Origin of the sequence: Mycobacterium gordonae (assembly GCF_017086405.1) — a bacterium.
Taxonomy (GTDB): Bacteria; Actinomycetota; Actinomycetes; order Mycobacteriales; family Mycobacteriaceae; genus Mycobacterium; species Mycobacterium gordonae_D.
In genome coordinates this window covers 2,106,463-2,121,384 of record NZ_CP070973.1, presented here as the reverse complement: position 1 = coordinate 2,121,384, position 14,922 = coordinate 2,106,463, and the positions used below count along the sequence as shown (strand labels likewise).

The following is a 14,922-nucleotide window of genomic DNA, read 5'->3' as shown; positions in this document are numbered from 1 at the left end:
GATACCGGCGGTACCGGACCTATCTGGCCGGCCCACCCCACAGCGCGTTGAGCCACATCTGTTCGAGCACCGCGACCCGGCGTTCGAGGTCACTGTCGCGCCCCACCAACAGCGGATCGCCCGTCAACGTGAGCGCGGTGGTGCCCGCCAGGGTGCGGATCAACGTCGGGAGGTCGTCGCTGATCGGCCGTGCGGTCCCCGCCTTCATCTCGGCATCCACCACACTGACGATCTGACGGAACACCACGTCGAATTGCCGGTCGAGAATCTCCCGGATTTCGACGTCGGTGTGGCGGGCGGCATTGCAGGCGTTGACGACCGGGTCATTGTCGGCGTACACCGCCGCGGCACTGCCCACCATGCGCTTGGCGAACTGCTCCGGGGACTCCCCCGGCTGGCGTGGGGCGAAGTACTGTGTCAGTTCCTCGAGCTCCTCGGCCGCATCGGCAAGGATCTGCGCAAGCACAGAGTATTTCGAGTCGAAATAGAAGTAGAAACCCGACCGTGCCACCCCGGCCCGCAGGCTGATGGCGCTGACCGAAAGTTCGGCGAACGGGACTTCCTGCAACAGCTCTCGCACCGCCTGCATGATCGCTTGCCGATGCTTGTCACCGCGCCGACGGGATGCCTGCACGCCCTGGCCCTCATCGGCGGCTGGGCTACTCACTCGCTATCACCCTCTGACCATGCACGACATCGATCCAAAAAGAAAACTTGACAGGCGTCAAGTCGGTCCGAGATATTGAGGATCAGTGACGGTTACCACAACCGGTTAGGAGCGCAGGTCAATGGCGACTGGCAAAGCGACGATCAACACCCCGGACTATCTCCTCGACCAAGCCAGGCGCCGGTTCACGCCGTCTTTCAACAACTTTCCCGGCATGGGCCTGGTCGAACGCAGGTTGCGCAACACCCAGTTTCCCGAGAAAAGGCTTGCCGACCCACCCCCGGGCAGTGGGCTCCGGCCGATCATCGGTGACGCCGGCCTGCCGATCCTCGGGCACATGATCGAGTTGTTGCGGGGCGGGCCGGACTACCTGACGTTTCTGTACGAGACCAAGGGCCCGCTCGTCTTCGGCGATTCACCGTTTCTCCCGTTCGTATCGGCACTGGGTCCCGATGCCGCCCAAGCGATCTACTCCAATCGCAACAAGGACTTCTCTCAGCAGGGCTGGATTCCGGTGATCGGCCCGTTCTTCCGCCGCGGATTGATGCTCCTCGACTTCGAAGAGCACATGTTCCACCGGCGGATAATGCAGGAAGCGTTCGTCCGCTCGCGCCTGGTCGGCTATCTCGAGCACATCGACCAGGTGGTGCAGCACGTGATCTCGGATGACTGGGTCACCAACGACCCGCGCTTCCTGCTGTATCCGGCGATGAAAGAGATGACGCTCGACATCGCCTCAATGGTCTTCATGGGGCATGAACCCGGCTCCGATCGTGAGCTGGTCACCAAGGTCAACAAGGCGTTCACCACCACTACCCGGGCGGGCAACGCGGTGATCCGCAGAGGCGTGCCGCCGTTCACCTGGTGGCGCGGCCTCAAGGCACGAGAACTCCTGGAGGACTACTTCGCCGAGCGCGTCAAAGAGCGCCGCGGCAAAGAAGGCAACGACCTGCTGACGGTGTTGTGTGAGACCGAGGACGAGGACGGCAACCGGTTCTCCGACCAAGACGTGATCAACCACATGATCTTCCTGATGATGGCCGCCCATGACACCTCCACCTCGACGGCCACCACGATGATCTACCACCTGGCCGCACACCCGGAGTGGCAGCAGCGCTGCCGCGACGAATCGGACCGCCTTGGCGACGGCCCACTGGACATCGAGTCGCTGGAGAAGCTGGAGTCGCTCGACCTGGTGATGAACGAGTCCATCCGATTGGTGACGCCCGTCCAGTGGGCGATGCGACGGACGGTACGCGACACCGAACTGCTCGGTTACTACCTGCCCAAGGGCACCAACGTCACCGCCTTCCCCGGTTTGAACCATCGACTGCCCGAAATCTGGACCGATCCAATGAAATTCGATCCAGAGCGGTTCGCCGAACCGCGCAACGAGCACAAGCGACACCGGTATGGGTTCACTCCGTTCGGCGGCGGGGCGCACAAGTGCATCGGGATGGTGTTCGGGCAGCTGGAAGTCAAGACGATCCTGCACCGACTGCTGCGTCGGTATCGGCTGGAGCTGCCCCGGCCCGACTACCGACCGCGTTGGGACTACGGCGGCATGCCGATTCCGATGGACGGCATGCACATTGTGTTGCGTCCACTCTGACTTAGCAGCCACCGCAGCTCGCCGCCCGGTCCGGTCCTTGATGAAGGACGTTCGACGCGGACGGACACACGATGTCGATCTCCGCCAGAAATCACTTCGACCGGTTTCTCGATCTCGGGCACGCAGCAGACGGATACTGCGATGGTTTCGCTTCTACCCGGCCAAAGTCGCGTAAGTGGGCCGGTTCTCGGCGGCTTTGTTGCGTGTCATTTTGTAGACGAGTAACACATGGTTTACTCTTCACCGTCGCCTCTGGCCTAGATTTCGACCGTCGTCAACACTGGTTACGCCTCGCCAGGCTCAACCGCGGCGCGAACCGGAAATCTCGGTTTGCTCACCGAAGCTTTCAACCGCCGGCTTCCCAAAACCGTCGTCGTCCACTGCTTGCCGCCACGCCCGCGACCTTCGCGGCCGGCTCCGGAACCCACTACCAATCCGATCCCAGGACAGCGGATTCCTCGACTGAAACAACGCTCGAGACAACGCAACACTCCTCATTCAGACGGGGGTGTTGCATCGATCCCTTCAGAGCGCCCCGGGACTACCGTGCCGGAGGGAGCCGCCGCGGAGCCGCCGAGCAGCATCGGCAGGGCCTCGACCCGACGCAGGATATCCAGCGCCGCCCGATACACCACCTCACCCTGGGCAGTCGGGCGGACACCGCGGGTGCTTCGCAAGAGCAATGTCGCACCCAGTTCGGCCTCCAGGGACGCGATCTGCTGACTCAGCGACGGCTGCGCCACAAAAATTTTTTGGGCAGCACGTGAGAAACTGCCCGCTTCGACAACGGCGACAAAATACGTCAGCTGGCGCAAACTGAGCATCGATCAGCCACGTGACCCTTCGCTCGCACGATCGTTATTTCGTGTGGATCCCGCCGCCCGCCGCTGGCCGGATGCCGACGTCACGTCTCGCCGGCGCATTCGTGACCGGCACAATAATTGCATAGCGCAATAGTATCCATACGAACATGCGGTATTGGCAAACCCGACTAATCGAGCAACCGGTTCACACACGCGATCACCGCACGCAACGCAGACTCGGTGGAGTCCGCAGCCCACCCCATCGCCCATTCGGTTCGCACCCCGTCGGTGCCCCGAACCAGGGTAGCCATGTCGTTGCCCGAACAAATTTGGTGAAAGCTCAACACTTCCAACGGAATTCCGCGCCCATGCAGCATCGCCGTGAGCGCTGCGACTGCTCCGCCGGCCGCCGCGGTGGACGTCCCGATGCGGTCACCGACCGCGATCACGGCACGGAAGTTGCGGGCGTGCGGGCCGATCCTGGTGGCCGGTCGCGCGGCGTCGTCGCAGGACCAGTGCCTCAGACGCACCGGTCCGGCGGTGTGCCCGTAGACGTCGACAAACCCTTCCCAGGACAGGCCATCGACCTGTTCGCGCAAGCCGCGCGGGAGCGCCACCCCGAAGAGACGGCCGAACCATGCGGCGGCAGAAGTGCTGGCTGCGAAATTGTCGAGATCTTGGCTGAGGATGGTCATTGCGACGGTCTTCTCTGGCTAGAAGGAGCGACCGACGGTAATAGCTTCCGACCCACAGCGGGGGGTCGGTCTGGATCAGACCCCGCTGCGGGCACTGGTTACTACCGCATGCAACAGAAGACGCACGAGCGCAGACACTAGTGTCCTGAGTCATTAATTTGGGTGCAGTAGTTGCTGATGCTGGCCAGGATTTGGTCGGCGGTCTTGGTCCATACGTACGGCCTGGGGTTGTCGTTCCAGGTGTCGATCCAGGCGCGGATGTCGGCGTTGAGTTGACGGACCGAGGTGTGGGTGCCGCGGCGCAATTTTTTGGTGGTCAATTCGGCGAACCAGCGTTCGACGAGGTTGAGCCAGCTTGAGCTGGTCGGGGTGAAGTGCAGCACGAACCGGGGATGTGTTGTCAGCCAACGCTTTACCGCTGGGGTCTTGTGTGTTGAGGCGTTGTCGAGGATGACGTGGCAGTCCAGGTCGGCGGGCACTTCGTGGTCGATCTTTTTCAGGAAGGCTAGGAACTCCTGGGAGCGGTGTCGGGCGTGCAGGGAGCCGATGATCTTGCCGCTGGCCAGGTCCAGGGCCGCATACAGGCTCGACGTGCCGTAGCGCACGTAGTCGTGGCTGGCCCGCGCCGGCGTACCGGGCAGCATCGGAAACACCGGCTGCGTCCGGTTGAGCGCCTGGATCTGGGTTTTCTCATCGACGCAGAGCACCAGGGCACGCTCGGGCGGGTCCATGTAGAGCCCCACGATGTCGCGGACCTTCTCCACGAACAGCGGATCCTTAGACAGTTTCCACGAATCCTGCTTGTGCGGCGCCAATCCAAACGCGCGCCATACCCGCGAGACCATCGACTGGCTCAACCCGAGGTGGGTGGCCATCGACCGTGTCGACCAGTGCGTGGCATCGGCAGGGGTGGTCTCCAACGTCGCCGTGATCAACGCTTCGATCTGCCCATCGCCCACCATCCGAGGCCTCCCCGGCCGCGGCTCGTCGAGCAGCCCATCACAGCGCTGTTCAACAAAGCGGTTACGCCACCGCTGGACCGTTGTCCGTGAGATTCCCATCCGGGTAGCCATGTCGGAATTGGACTCACCGTCAGCGGCCGCCAACACAATTCGCGACCGTAACGCCAACCCCGCAGCACTAGTTCGACGCCGAGCCCAGCCCTCCAACTCGGCACGTTCAGCATCGGTCAACACGATCACGGCAGCCTGTGGCATGGGCACAACCCAGCTTAACAGCTGGACCGTAATTAATGACTCAAGACACTAGACCGTCTGCGCGTGGGAGCGCAACCGCATTACGCGGGGAGCCTGCAATTGCAGTGCACCCATTTCGCGGCAAAACGGCTCGCGTGATGCATTGCCGGAGTTAGCATCCTGATGGCGATTAATTCGCTAAATGGGGTATTCAGCAAACGAAGGGGGTAGCCGATGAAAGCACGCAAATCCGGTAGGGGGATTCAGGCGGTGAAAGTTGTGGTCGCCGTACTGGCCACGGCGTTTGCCCTGGCGTCCGCCGGTTGTACCGCACAAACCGCGGGTTCGGTCGGGGGCACCGTCGGCACGCCGCCTCCGCCCGCCGGCCAGTAAAAGCAACACCCAATAACGTCGGGGGAACCCGCTGGGAACCGCTGCACTCGCAGTCGGTTCCCAGCGGGCTGACGTACCGAATGAATGCATTTACCACCAAAGCCAAAATGGCAGAGTGCGCGCTGCGATTGAATTCGTGCTGAATTTTCCGCAGTTCCCCGAAAACCGGCTCGCCGGACGTCGAGCGGCGCTAGCATCGCAGACGCCAGTTGTCACATCAAGCACGCCCCGGCACGGCGTAGGAAGGCGAGAACATGCGCACCGAGCGGAAAACGCTGCACGCGGTTGGAGCCCTGATCCTTGCGGCGTTCGCGTTGTTTGCGGTCGGTTGCAGTCGCCCCATAGAAGCGCCGCGGACACCAGAAATCGGTGGCGGCACCTCGCAGCTCGGCTGACTAGCGCTAGCAGCGATCGACCGGCTTGACGGTAAGCCGGTGGCCCTCTCGCGCATGTCGTTGTGCCGTACGGGGATTAACTATCGTTCTCGGGTATTCCCCGACGGGGCCGAACCCGCTAGTGTGACGCAGGTAACACCTTCATCGGCGTCAATTCGCCGCCGTCCTTGAGGAGGGCTCGCCAATGAGCGCAAGAACCCGGGTGAAAGCCGTCATCGGCGCCGTGCTGTTCACCGGTTTCGCCCTGCTGTCCATCGGCTGCGCGCCGAAGGCGCCGGTCGCCCCGATAGTGCCGCCGCCGCCAATATCGGAAGTGCCCCAGTAGCGAATCCCGGCGGCAGCGCCAGACCCGGTCACCAATCCCGCGACGGATCCAACCTCAAATACGCCTGAATGGTGGTGCCGTTCGCGGTGGTGTGCGTACGCACCAGGTCCGCCATCGCATTGACGAGAAACAGTCCGCGACTGGCGGTGCCGCTGGCGGTCGGGCGCCTGAGTCCCACGTAGGGGTCTTTGAGCCGCCCGTCGTCGCGGGCCTCGCAGACCAGATGCTCGTTATGACGCCAGAACGCCAGCTGGCAGGAACCGCCGGCGTATTGCAGGCTGTTCGTCGCTAGTTCGGTCGCGATCATCTGCAGGTCGTCCACACCGTCTTTGGACAGTCCGACCCAGCCCGCATAGTCGGCGGCGAACGATCGCGCCGGGCGAAGGTCCGCGGTGCGCCGGACCGTGTATGTCACCGCGCCCGGGTGCGGGGGAAGCGGCTGATTGCAGCGTGCCAGTACTCGTTCCGGTGCGTAGTCTTCGCTGTGGTGGGCCGATCCGTCTTTCCACAGCAAGGGGTGGGTGCAACGGGCGTCTGCCAGCACATGGTCCGACAATTGGGTGGCGTCGTAGAGACACAGCCCCATCACGTTCCTCGTCTTGAGCGCCCCGTTGATGACGGCCTCGTGCTCCGCACAGGCCAGACATTCATCGCCGCTGCGCCCGGGCCAGACGAGCTGGCTCACGATCCGGACGGTGTCGTCGGCGTGTTTCTCGGCGAACGCGCTTTCCATGGCCAGGAACCGGCTTGGATTCCGCGCCGCGTCGGTGATGTCGACAAGGCGCAGTTCGGCATAAGACCCGGCGCGAGCCGCCACCAGCGACGGCCCCAACATCGCCAGCCTGTCCCTCGGCACAGCGACCAGCACCGGCTGGTCTAACGCAAAACCGTCAGCGGCAAACCGGACCACGGAGTCCAGACATTCCCGCTCGGACTGGTACAACAGCGCAGAATGCACAAAACCTCTCGTAGCGCCAAGGGGCTTGATCTCCGTGCTTGTTGCCATAGAGACTCCCACCCAACTCAGCCGGCACGCCACTGTGCCGACTGTCTATTGAGTATTGCTGTACCCAGCGCACGCCGTTGCCACGCGCGCCGTTTTGCTCTTCCGCGTGTCGCGGCTAGAGCCACCATGACGCCGCGGCGTCCAGGTGCCGCCGAACGCGATAGCACGCCAGACTGTCATCGCCGGAACCGATCGCTTCCAGGATCCGCCGGTGCGCGTTCTCCACGGCGGCCACGTCGGTCGACGTCAACTGGGCGTGCCCGGTGGTCGACCAGTGCCGGCGGAACAGTTCGACGATGATGCGCAGGAAGAGGTCGAGCAGTGCGTTGCCGGCCAGCTGCGCTAAACCCACGTGGAAACGGAATTCCTCGACAGCGGCGTCGCTGACTGCGCCCGCCGCGCCCCAACTGGCCCCGCGGGCCAGGAAAGCCGCCACGTCGGGGTCCGCTCGACGTGCCACGACTCTGGCCACATTGTCGACCTCGATGGCGTCGCGTACGCAGCGCAGGTCTTCCCGCGAGGGCTTGCGATATTGCAGGTACAGCGCGATGGTGTCGATGCTGGCTTGTGCGCGGGGCCGCGCGACGACCAGCCCGCCGCCGGGGCCTCGGCGCATATGGGCGACCTCGTGATATTCGAGCAGCCGCACCGCTTCACGCAGCGCCGCCCGGCTCACCCGGTAGCGCTTCAGCAGCGCCGTCTCGGTGCCGAACACCGAGCCGACCTGCCAGCCGTCGGCCGCGATGTCGTCGGCGATGTTGGCGGCCAGTACCTCGGCGAGCTTGCCGCGCGGCGCCTCGGATGGGAGGCGCTTGCCGACCGGGCCGGACGTGGCTGCACCCGCTGGATCACGGTGCTCGGCCAGCCAGGCCGTCACCCGCTGCACGTGCCCTGCGCTGAGCGTCTTGGCCCGGGCCGAGTCGCCGGCGGTGACGGCCGCCACGATGTCGGCGTGGGCGCCGCGCATCTTGCGAGCGGCGTCGGCTGCCTGCGCCGCGGAGCCGGTTCTCGAGGCGCGAGCATAGCGCTTGGTCAGTCTCATCAGGACATCGATAAACAACTGCAACACTGGGTTTTTCGATTGCTCTGCCAGTGCGATGTGGAATTCGTCGCCCGGTCGGCCCGGTCGGCCCGGTCGCCACTTCGCCTCGGCGCTGAATACCGCTCGTAGCCTCTCGATGCCGGCTTCGTCGATGCGTTCGGCAGCCAGCGCGGCCGCCAGCGGCTCGAGGACGAGGCGGGCGTTGAGCAGATCGACCAGCGTGGTGCCCAGATGTTCGAGGTAGATCACGACGGCGCGGGTAGCAGGGCCGGCATCGGGCTCGCAGATGAGCAACCCGCCGTTGGGTCCGCGTCGCATCCGGGCGACCTGGTGATGCTCGACCAGCCGCACGGCTTCGCGCAGCACCGAACGACTCGCGCCATAACGCTGTTGCAGAGCCGCTTCCGACCCAAGCGACTCCCCGACCACCCAGCCGCGGCGGACGATGTCCTCTTCGATACGACGGGCGATTTTCGCGGCTCGTTTGTCCGACCGAACGCGATCCGATTCGACGGTCACTGCCGCCTCAGCATGTGAGCAGCATGCATCCCGCGACCGGGCCACCGCCGACCGAAACCACGCCGACCTCCGGCCGCCGTTCAACCTGCCGCTCCCCTGCCTCACCGCGCAGTTGCACGCACCCTTCGTGCAATGCCCAGTAGCCGTGCATGCGGCCCGCCGAAAGTTGGCCGCCATAGGTGTTCACCGGCAGCAGCCCGTCTCTGGCGATGCGAGCGCCGCCCTCGACGAACGGGCCCGCCTCACCGTCGCCGCACACCCCGAGCGCTTCCAGCCAGGCAAGGGTGAGATAGGTGAACCCGTCGTAGAGTTGGGCCACGTCGAGGTCCGAGGGCGTCAATTCCGTCCGCGACCACATCTGCGCCGCCGCGTCCGACATCGCCATTTTCGGATAGTCCTGGCGGTGAAACCATCCGCCGGCACCATCGGAACCGCCGATGGCCTCGACTTTGACGGCGCGGTGTGGACAGTCGTCGGCGTACTCGCCGTGGGAAACCACGACCGCGATCGAGCCGTCGATGGGTACATCACAATCCAGCAATCCGAACGGCGTGGACACCGTTCGGGCACCCCTATAGTCCGCCATGGTCATCGGATCCCGGTAGACCGCAAGGGGATTCAGCGCGGCGTTGCGACGTCCATTGAGAGCGATCCAGCCCAGCTGCTCCTTGGTTGTTCCGTACAGGTCCATGTGCCGACGGCAGTTCAGGGCCAGCCAGTTGGCCGCCGAGTACGCGTGCGCGGCAACCAGATCGTTGATGTCGTCCATGGCGCCGACGGCGGGACGCTCACCTTCGGGGGCGTCGAACATCCGGGCAAGGGGTGGAGCGGGAGCGTTCTTGTCCTGCAGTATCGTGCCGCCCAGCATCTGGATGGTGCGGTAGACCACCACGTGGCGGGCGCGTCGCTCGGCGACGGCGCGGCACGCGGACATCACCGGACTGAGCAGACCGCCGGTACCAAAGCCGCTGCCACAGTCGGCGGCATCGATCCGCAGTTCGGCGTTGACCTCGGCGGCGGGAGTATCACCCAGCGTCGCGATACCGTCGACATCGGCCGCCTGCAGTCCGGCGTCGTCGATGGCGGTCCGCACCGCCTCCATGGTCAGGTCGCGACCGGGAATCCCGGTGCGACGTCCGATACGCGAGATTCCGATGCCGGACACGATCGCGTCTTTCTCGAAGTACTTCAATCTGCACCGCCCGTAGACCCCACACGCGACATACCAGGACGAATTGAGTGTACTGTATTAGTCGTGTCGAACTCCCCGTTGCTCGTCGAGCACTGCGATGAGTGCGCGCACTGGGTGCATCCGGCCGCCGGAGAATGCCGCGATTGCGGCGGGCCACTGATCGCCAAACCCGTGTCCGGCCAAGGCACGGTGTTCACCTACACCGTCAACTACCACCCTTACAACCCGGAGATCCCGACACCCTACGTGATCGCACTGGTCGAGTTGGCCGAACAGGACGGTCTTCGGGTTGCCGCCAATATCGTTGACTGCGAACCGGATTCGGTAGCATCCGGGATGGCCGTTGCCATCCTCCCACAGCGGGGCACCGGCGGCGCCCCGCTGTTCGCGCCTGTCGTCTAGCTGCGCGAGCAGACGCGTCTCAGTTGATCAGCGGGTCGCGCGGCATGCCGAGAATCCGCTCGGCGATCTGGTTGCGGGTGACCTCCGAAGTCCCGCCGGCGATCGCCATGCCGCGCGCACCCATCACCATGCGTCCGGCCATTGCCGCGGGGCCATCCAGCAGTGCCGTCTCCGGACCGGCCAGGGCCGTCGAAATGGCAGCGCCCTCGATCATGTGGTCAGCCAGCTTCAGCTTGGTGACATTGCCTTCGGGCCCCGGACCAGCACCCTCCACGCTGCGGGCGGCGCGCCGCAGGTTGAGCAGTCGCAGCGCATTCTCCTCGGCCAGATAGGTGCCCACCCGAATCACCGCGCCCGCCAACTGATCTGAACGACGTTGGGTCTGCTTGACCAGTTCGGAGGCCAACCCCTCGTAGAACGAGCCACTGCCGCCGATGCTGACCCGCTCGTTGCCCAGCGTGGCGCGCGCCACCGTCCACCCGGAGTTGGGCGCCCCGACCACGTCCTCGTCGGGCACGAACAGGTCGTTGAAAAACACCTCGTTGAACTCCGCGCCGCCAGTGATCTGCCGGAGCGGGCGCACCTCGACTTCGGGGGCTTTCATGTCCACGATGACGGTGGTGATCCCCGCGTGCTTGGGCGCCTCCGGGTCGGTGCGCACGGTGGCCAGACCTCGCGCGCAGTACTGCGCCCCACTGGTCCACACCTTTTGCCCGTTGATCTTCCAGCCGCCGTCGACCCGGGTGGCGCGGGTCTTGACCGACGCCGCATCCGAGCCGGCCTCGGGTTCGGAGAACAACTGGCACCAGATCTCGTCCTTGCGCAGCGCCTTCTCCACGAACCTTTCGATCTGCCAATCGGTGCCGTGCTGAATCAGCGTGAGGATGACCCAACCGGTGATCCCGTAGTCGGGACGCCGGATGCCCGCCGCGCGGAACTCCTCTTCGATGACGAGCTGCTCCACCGCGTCGGCGGCCCGACCCCACGGCTTGGGCCAGTGCGGCATCACGTAACCCGTCTCAATGAGCTTGTCGCGCTGCGCCTTCTTCTCCAGCCTGGCGAGTTCGGTGGCGTCAGCACGGATCTGGGTGCGCAACTCCTCGGCCTCCGGCGGGAGGTCCAAACTGTTCTCCCGCACGACTCCGGCCGCGGTGAGATCGAAGACGTCACTGGCCGGCGCGTCACCGCCCAGCAGGGCTGAGGTGACCAGGGCGCGGCGCAGATGCAGATGCGCGTCGTGCTCCCAGGTGAAGCCGATGCCACCGTGCACCTGAATGTTGAGCTCCGCATTCCGCGCGTAGGCGGGGCAGGCCAGTGTGGCGGCGACGGCCGAGACCAACCGGAACTGCTCTTCGTTCTCCGACGCCGCGCGGGCGGCATCCCACACGGCGGCCAGCGCAGACTCCGCCGCCACCAGCATGTTCGCGCAATGATGTTTCACGGCTTGGAAAGTCGCGATGGTGCGGCCGAACTGCTTGCGCACCTTGGCATATTCGACCGCCGATTCGACACAGTCGGTCGCACCGCCGACGGCCTCGGCGGCCAGCAGCGTCCGCGCCCGGGCCAGGGCCGAGGCGGCCGCGCCGGACAGGATGTCGTCGTCGGTCACGGTGACGTTATCCAGTCGAACGCGGCCGGAGCGTCGGGTCGGGTCGAGGTTCTCCGGCACCTCGACGGAGATGCCGGACCGTCCGCGGTTCAGCACCAGCACGTCGTCACCGGCAGTGAGCACCAGCAGGTCCGCCAACCCGGCGCCGAGCACGATCCCGGCCTCCCCGTCGGCAACGCCGTTCGAAACCCGAACGCTCCCAACCAGACCGACCCCCGCGGCAACGGTTCCGTCGATCAGGCCCGGCAACAGCCGGGACTGCTGAGCGGCGGTCCCGGCGTGGGCGATCACCGCCGAGGCGATGACGGTAGGCACGAACGGCCCAGGGGCCACCGCGCGGCCGAGTTCTTCGATCACCACCACCAGTTCGGGCAGGCCGTAACCAGATCCGCCATGCTCCTCGGCGATGTGCAGACCGAGCCAGCCCAGTTCGACGAAGCCCTGCCAGAACGAGGGCCGCGCCTCCTCCGGCGCGTCGAGCAGCGACCGCGCCGCCGCGCGCGCCTTCTGGGACGTCAGAAACCCGCGCGCCACCTCGGCGAGTTCGCGATGGTCGTCGGTCAGTGCGATACCCATGCGGGTCCTCCTCGCGGCGCTGGTGAATCTCTAAAGAGTGTACTCAATGCGCCGCGGGCGGCTGACCCGGCCGGGGTACTACTTGGGCGCGAACCGCTGCCCCGCGTCAAGACGCAGGCACTGACCGTTGAGCATCGGGTTGTCCACGATGGCCGCAACCAATTTGGCGTACTCCTCGGGCCGGCCGAGCCGCTTGGGAAATGCGGCGTCCTTCGTCAGCGCCACCGCGAATTCGTCCGGGATGCCCTGGGTCAACCCGGTGGCGAACAGGCTCGGCGCGATCGCCAACACCCGGATGCCCAACGACCCGAGGTCGCGCGCCATGGTCAGGCACATGCCCGCGATACCGGCCTTGGCTGCGGTGTAGGCGACCTGCCCGATCTGGCCCTCGAACGCCGCGATGGACGCGGTGTTGATGATGACGCCGCGCTCGTCATCCTCCGGGTCGTTCTTGGCCATGTGGGCGGCGGCCAGCCGGCTGATGTTGAAGGTGGCGATCAGGTTCAGGTCGATAACGGATTGAAACGACTCGAGGTCGTGCGGGCCGGACTTGGTCATGGTCCGCTTGGCGATCCCGCCGCCGGCGGTGGTCACCGTGACGTGCAGGCCACCGAGATCGTCGACCGCCGCCTGCAGCGCCTGCTCGGTGCCGGGGAAGTCGGTGACGTCGACCGGATAGAACTTGCCGTCGATTCCGTCGGCTACCGCCTTGCCGTCCGAACTCTCCCGGTCGAGCACCGCGACCCGGGCGCCACGCTGGTGCAGAAGTTCGGCGCTGGCCCGTCCCATTCCCGAGGCGCCGCCGATGACGACGACTTTCTTCCCGCTGATCTCCACCCGAACCTCCAATATCTGGGTTGTCAGATTCCCTGCAATTTGTAACGTCAGACCGTCACGTTAACGCGTCTGGCCGAGCACCATGTCACCGAGTCATGCCAAGCTCGAAACCGTGCTCCTCCTCGACGTCGCACGCACTTCGCTCACCGTGGGCGCCACCTCCTCGCGGCTGACCAAAGTCGCCCACATCGCCGAATTGCTGCGCGGTGCTGCCGACGATCCCGAGCTGGTCGCAACCACGGTCTCCTGGCTTTCCGGCGAGCTGCGGCAACGCCAGATCGGGGTCGGCTATGCCGCGCTGCGCTCACTGCCGCCGCCCGCATCTGGTCCTGCGCTGAGCGTCGGACAGGTGGATGCCACCTTCACCGAGATCGGCGCCGTCGCGGGCAAGGGTTCCCAAGCGCGCCGCGCCGGCCTGCTGACCGGTCTGTTCGCCGCGGCCACCGAAACCGAGCAGACGTTCCTGGTTCGCCTCCTCGGCGGCGAGCTGCGCCAGGGCGCCCTGATCGGGATCATGACCGACGCCGTGGCCAAGGCCGCCGGGCTTCCCGCCGCCGCGGTGCAACGGGCCGCAATGCTGGGCGGGGACCTGCCGGCGGTCGCCGCGGCCGCCCTCGGCGGCGGCTCGCTGGGTGCCTTCACGTTGCAGGTCGGAAGGCCGGTCGGGCCGATGTTGGCGCAGACCGCGACCGACGTCGGCGGCGCACTCGAACGCCACGATGGCACAACGATTTTCGAAGCAAAGCTGGACGGCGCGCGAGTGCAGATCCACCGCCGCGGCGACGACGTCACCGTCTATACCCGCAGCCTCGACGACGTCACCGCACGGCTGCCCGAGGTGGTGGAAGCCACGCTGGCCCTGCCGGTGACCGACCTGATCGCCGACGGCGAGGCGATCGCCCTGCGCCCGGACAACAGGCCGCACCGCTTTCAGGTGACCGCGTCCCGGTTTGGACGATCCGTGGACGTCCCAGCGGCGCGCGACAAGCAGCCCCTGTCGATGTTCTTCTTCGACATCCTGCACCGGGACGGTACCGATCTGCTGGACGCGCCGACCACCGAGCGGCTCGCGGCGCTGGACGAACTGGTGCCCGCGCAGCACCGGGTGGACCGGCTGGCCACCTCCGATCCGGCGACCGCGGCCGCCTTTCTCGACGCGACGCTGGCCGCGGGCCACGAAGGGGTGATGGCCAAGGCGCCGGGCGCGCCGTATCAGGCCGGCCGGCGCGGCGCGGGCTGGTTGAAGATCAAACCGGTGCACACCCTGGACCTGGTGGTGCTGGCCGTGGAGTGGGGCTCTGGGCGGCGCCGCGGCAAGTTGTCCAACATCCATCTCGGTGCACGCGATCCGCAGTCCGGCGGGTTCGTCATGGTCGGCAAGACCTTCAAGGGGATGACGGACGCCCTGCTGGAGTGGCAGACGCAGCGGTTCACCGAGTTGGCGACCGACGGCACGGACGGCTACGTCGTGCGGGTCCGACCCGAGCAGGTGGTCGAGATCGCCCTGGACGGGGTGCAGGGGTCTTCGCGCTATCCCGGCGGCGTGGCGCTGCGATTCGCCAGAGTGGTGCGTTACCGCGAGGACAAGAGCCCCGTCGAGGCGGACACCATCGACGCGGTACGCGCCATGTACTGATCCAGCGCCGAGCCCGA

Annotated in this window: 15 protein-coding genes; 6 read left to right on the top strand and 9 right to left on the bottom strand. The window is 65.8% G+C overall.

Features of this window, described 5'->3' with window-relative positions:
• Nucleotides 1-19: 19 nt before the first annotated feature.
• Complete coding sequence (locus tag JX552_RS09235) at nt 20-667, bottom strand: TetR/AcrR family transcriptional regulator (protein ID WP_431195938.1); 648 nt, start codon at nt 665-667, stop codon at nt 20-22.
• A gap of 121 nt (nt 668-788) precedes the next feature.
• Here JX552_RS09235 and JX552_RS09230 point away from each other — a divergent pair, with 121 nt between their 5' ends.
• Nucleotides 789-2,279 (top strand): cytochrome P450, encoded by a 1,491-nt coding sequence (locus JX552_RS09230; RefSeq protein WP_205877049.1) that lies wholly within the window; start codon nt 789-791, stop codon nt 2,277-2,279.
• Nucleotides 2,280-2,773: 494 nt separating this feature from the next.
• Here the strand turns inward: JX552_RS09230 and JX552_RS09225 are convergent, their stop codons facing one another.
• The 3 genes from JX552_RS09225 to JX552_RS09215 all read right to left on the bottom strand — a co-directional run bounded on the left by JX552_RS09225 (nt 2,774) and on the right by JX552_RS09215 (nt 5,000).
• Nucleotides 2,774-3,103, bottom strand: coding sequence for a LysR family transcriptional regulator (locus JX552_RS09225; RefSeq protein WP_205877048.1), 330 nt, complete (start codon nt 3,101-3,103; stop codon nt 2,774-2,776).
• Between the two features lie 167 nt (nt 3,104-3,270).
• Nucleotides 3,271-3,777: a homocitrate synthase gene (locus JX552_RS09220; protein WP_205877047.1), complete on the bottom strand. Its 507-nt coding sequence runs from the start codon at nt 3,775-3,777 to the stop codon at nt 3,271-3,273.
• 137 nt (nt 3,778-3,914) lie between these two features.
• Entirely contained in the window at nt 3,915-5,000 is a 1,086-nt protein-coding gene (locus tag JX552_RS09215; protein WP_205876017.1) for an IS630 family transposase, read from the bottom strand.
• Nucleotides 5,001-5,207: 207 nt separating this feature from the next.
• Between JX552_RS09215 and JX552_RS09210 the strand changes: the two genes are divergently transcribed.
• From JX552_RS09210 to JX552_RS09200, 3 genes are all read left to right on the top strand, one after another.
• A complete protein-coding gene (locus JX552_RS09210; RefSeq protein WP_205877046.1) occupies nt 5,208-5,366 on the top strand; it encodes a hypothetical protein in 159 nt (52 codons plus the stop codon).
• A gap of 254 nt (nt 5,367-5,620) precedes the next feature.
• Entirely contained in the window at nt 5,621-5,761 is a 141-nt protein-coding gene (locus JX552_RS09205) for a hypothetical protein (RefSeq protein ID WP_205877045.1), read from the top strand.
• 184 nt (nt 5,762-5,945) lie between these two features.
• Nucleotides 5,946-6,086: a hypothetical protein gene (locus JX552_RS09200; protein ID WP_205877044.1), complete on the top strand. Its 141-nt coding sequence runs from the start codon at nt 5,946-5,948 to the stop codon at nt 6,084-6,086.
• 28 nt (nt 6,087-6,114) lie between these two features.
• On the opposite strand, the gene JX552_RS09195 is transcribed toward JX552_RS09200, so the two are convergent.
• The 3 genes from JX552_RS09195 to JX552_RS09185 all read right to left on the bottom strand — a co-directional run bounded on the left by JX552_RS09195 (nt 6,115) and on the right by JX552_RS09185 (nt 9,845).
• On the bottom strand, nt 6,115-7,092 hold the full coding sequence (locus JX552_RS09195; protein ID WP_205877043.1) for a sensor histidine kinase: 978 nt from the start codon (nt 7,090-7,092) through the stop codon (nt 6,115-6,117).
• Nucleotides 7,093-7,207: 115 nt separating this feature from the next.
• Nucleotides 7,208-8,653 carry a FadR/GntR family transcriptional regulator gene (locus tag JX552_RS09190; RefSeq protein WP_205877042.1) on the bottom strand — a complete coding sequence of 482 codons (1,446 nt, stop codon included), beginning with the start codon at nt 8,651-8,653 and terminating at the stop codon, nt 7,208-7,210.
• Nucleotides 8,654-8,660: 7 nt separating this feature from the next.
• Entirely contained in the window at nt 8,661-9,845 is a 1,185-nt protein-coding gene (locus JX552_RS09185; RefSeq protein WP_205877041.1) for a thiolase family protein, read from the bottom strand.
• Nucleotides 9,846-9,908: 63 nt separating this feature from the next.
• Here JX552_RS09185 and JX552_RS09180 point away from each other — a divergent pair, with 63 nt between their 5' ends.
• Nucleotides 9,909-10,247, top strand: a complete 339-nt coding sequence (locus JX552_RS09180) for a Zn-ribbon domain-containing OB-fold protein (protein ID WP_205877040.1) — start codon at nt 9,909-9,911, stop codon at nt 10,245-10,247.
• Between the two features lie 19 nt (nt 10,248-10,266).
• Here JX552_RS09180 and JX552_RS09175 read toward each other — a convergent pair whose 3' ends face one another.
• Together JX552_RS09175 and JX552_RS09170 are read right to left on the bottom strand one after the other, a co-directional pair.
• Nucleotides 10,267-12,432 carry an acyl-CoA dehydrogenase family protein gene (locus JX552_RS09175; RefSeq protein ID WP_205877039.1) on the bottom strand — a complete coding sequence of 722 codons (2,166 nt, stop codon included), beginning with the start codon at nt 12,430-12,432 and terminating at the stop codon, nt 10,267-10,269.
• A gap of 78 nt (nt 12,433-12,510) precedes the next feature.
• Nucleotides 12,511-13,269 (bottom strand): SDR family NAD(P)-dependent oxidoreductase, encoded by a 759-nt coding sequence (locus JX552_RS09170; protein ID WP_205877038.1) that lies wholly within the window; start codon nt 13,267-13,269, stop codon nt 12,511-12,513.
• 112 nt (nt 13,270-13,381) lie between these two features.
• On the opposite strand from JX552_RS09170, the gene JX552_RS09165 reads away from it, so the two are divergent.
• Entirely contained in the window at nt 13,382-14,905 is a 1,524-nt protein-coding gene (locus tag JX552_RS09165) for an ATP-dependent DNA ligase (RefSeq protein WP_205878336.1), read from the top strand.
• Nucleotides 14,906-14,922: the final 17 nt, after the last annotated feature.